General features: G+C 44.8%; 3 protein-coding genes. All 3 read right to left on the reverse strand.

Annotation, left to right across the window (positions count from 1 at the left end; all coding sequences use genetic code 11):
- Window positions 1-77: 77 nt before the first annotated feature.
- The 3 genes from tnpC to tnpA all read right to left on the reverse strand — a co-directional run bounded on the left by tnpC (window position 78) and on the right by tnpA (window position 2,596).
- Window positions 78-1,694: an IS66 family transposase gene (tnpC, locus tag DXB83_RS16255; RefSeq protein ID WP_117762295.1), complete on the reverse strand. Its 1,617-nt coding sequence runs from the start codon at window positions 1,692-1,694 to the stop codon at window positions 78-80.
- 150 nt (window positions 1,695-1,844) lie between these two features.
- Window positions 1,845-2,189, reverse strand: a complete 345-nt coding sequence (gene tnpB / locus DXB83_RS16260) for an IS66 family insertion sequence element accessory protein TnpB (protein ID WP_009246070.1) — start codon at window positions 2,187-2,189, stop codon at window positions 1,845-1,847.
- Window positions 2,183-2,596, reverse strand: a complete 414-nt coding sequence (gene tnpA / locus DXB83_RS16265) for an IS66 family insertion sequence element accessory protein TnpA (protein ID WP_199696599.1) — start codon at window positions 2,594-2,596, stop codon at window positions 2,183-2,185. The genes tnpB and tnpA overlap by 7 nt, the downstream gene beginning before the upstream one ends.
- Window positions 2,597-2,744: the final 148 nt, after the last annotated feature.

The raw sequence follows: 2,744 nt of genomic DNA on the forward strand, positions 1-2,744 counted from the left end.
GTAAGCGCAAAATATTGCTACGTTACTCATGAATTACGCTTGCACCAAAATGATAGATGCAAGCGTTTTACTCTATTTTAGTTTTGACAGTTCGTTTTCGCAGTCTCGCTCCATGGGGCAAGCTGTTCCAACTGTTCATCTGACATTTTATCGTCTGGCCGCTGTGATAAGAGATATGTCAGATATTTATAGGTATTCAGATCATTCGCTTTTGCCATCTCGACCATTGTATACACAATAGCACTGGAGGCAGCTCCTTTCGGACTGGCACTGAACAGCCAGTTCTTCCGGCCGACAGTGAATGGCCTGATTGCATTCTCGCTAAGATTATTGGACAAACTGCAATGACCGTCTTCCAGATAAGTCATCAGGGTGTCTTTCCGATTTTGGGCATAGTTTACCGCTTTCGCCAAACGGGTTCCTTTGTTTGGGCGCTGTTGATCCAGCCAATTCCAGAATGCCTCCAGTATTGGCTTCTCCTTTTCAAGACGAAATTGTTTTCTCTGCTCCGCAGTGTGATTTTTTGCTTTTGAGTACCGCTCACAATCAAACAGCTTGGAACAGAACTGTACTCCCTGCACTGCCGGAAGGCTGTAATCATACTCTTTCCCTTTCGGTATGGCATCTGTGAAGTAACGTCTCACATGTGCCCAGCAAGAGCAGCGTTTGATGTCCGGCAGATTATTATAACCCTGGTATCCATCCGTCTCCAGATATCCGCTGAACCCCTGTAGGAAAGATGCTGCATGGAACTTTGCCCTTGTCTCTGTGTAATGGTAGAGCAGGATCGGCGGAAGTCCGTCTTCTCCACTGCGGAAGAGCCACATCCAGGAATCCGTTTCAGGATTACGCTCCGGCTCATTCAGTACCTGAACCCGGGTTTCATCTGCCATCAGATATTTACGCATCCGTAACTGACGGTGAAAATAATCATAAACATGACGGAGATAATTCTCGGCACAGTAAATGATCCAGTTAGCAAGCGTAGCCCGGCTTAATGGGACACCCAGTTGCTTCCAGTCCTCTTCCTGCCTGTTTAACGGCAGACCATTCTGGTACTTCTGGTGCATTGCCCATCCGACAACGGATTCCGATGCATAACTTTCCGGGATCAATGCTTCCTGAACAGGGGCTTTGACAAATGTCTGATCATCCGGATGTTCCTCTGATATGGCACACTCCGGGCATTTATAGGTTTCACGATAGATATTTACTACTTTTCCCTTGGCAGGGGTAAAACGAAATTCATGGCGGACGAATTCTTTCCCAATACATTCCATCTGCGTTCCGCAGGTTGGACAGTTTCGCTCCTCCTCCGGAAGAGAAATGATCTCGTCGCAGGAAGGAACATTTTTAAAGAGATCAGCATGTGTCCGTCTTGCTTTTCTCTTATGTTCCGGAACAGTGATGTCATCAGGAAGTTCCTGTTCCCATGTCGGATCTGCTTCCTGCTCGGCTTCATCAAAAAGATTCAACTGGCCATCGATATCTTTCCGTTTTTCACTGGAAGTACCAAAAAGTTTCTTCGTGAGATATTCAATCTGCTGACGAAAGTTTTCTTTTTCCAGCCGGTCTGTTTCCAATGTTTTTTGTAAAGACTGGATCAGTTCTGTCTGTGTGGAAATCGTCTTATTCAGTTGGTTGATCATGTCCTTGTACGCAAGGATTTTTGAATCTTTTGAATTGCCAGCCATATGTTTTCTGCTCCTTTTTCACTGCTCTTATTATACCATAAAAAGCAATGAAAAAGAAGCAGAAAACCCAGCATTTACAAGGGATTTCAGACATGATACAGGGTGAGAAGCCCCTCCGTTTCTGTTGGTTGGCATAGATGTTTTACGCGATCATTCCGTAGGTTTGAATGCCTTGGGTTGTTCGATTTCAAGCCCGGACATGAGCCAGTCGAATTGCTGCCAGGTCAATTGTTTTACTTCCAGCTGATTTCTGGGCCAGCGAAACCTGCCCTGAACTTCCATACGTTTATACAGCAGCACAAATCCGTCAGATTCCCAGAGCAAAGCTTTGATCCTGTCACAACGTTTTCCACAGAAAAGATACAGGGCACTTCGCCTTGGATCCATATGGAGTTGATCCTCTACAATAGCACACAGCCCGTCAATGGATTTCCGCATATCCGTTCTGCCTGTTACGATATAGATTTCATCGGCGGCTGTGATATCCCCTAACATTCCAGCTCCTTCACAATTCGAAGCGTTTGAGCCAGAAGCTGAGGATCTGTTCCATTTGGTATTGTTAGATGAAAGCTGCCTATAGACAGCTTCATTGACTCTGCTACAGAAAAGTTATTCCTTTCCGTAGCTGCCGGAATTACATTTAATGGCTGTTCATAAGGAATCGGGTCAGTATCATGAAACTCCACTCTGACAACTTCCTGGCTTTCTGGTGCGCGATAGGTGCGTCCAGTTGACGCCGGCAAATCCACACAACCTTTCTGACGCAGTCTTTTTACCCAGTTGTAAAAAGTTCCTGGCTTGATATCATGTTCCACACACCATTGATGATCTGTCAATCCACTTTGACGGCATTCCATGATGAGACGGTATTGTTCTTCGACAGGTATTCTTTTGCTTTTCATGAGCACACCTCCATAACTTGAATAGAGTAAAATGCTCGCATCTATCATTTCTAGCAAGAAAAGATGAAGTAAAATGCTTGCATTCTCTATTGATTATTATGGGATATTTTTTAGGGCAACACAATCCGTCGAATTATTTTGCACTTAC

Source organism: Blautia sp. OM06-15AC (genome assembly GCF_003481425.1).
Taxonomy (GTDB): Bacteria; Bacillota; Clostridia; order Lachnospirales; family Lachnospiraceae; genus Fusicatenibacter; species Fusicatenibacter saccharivorans.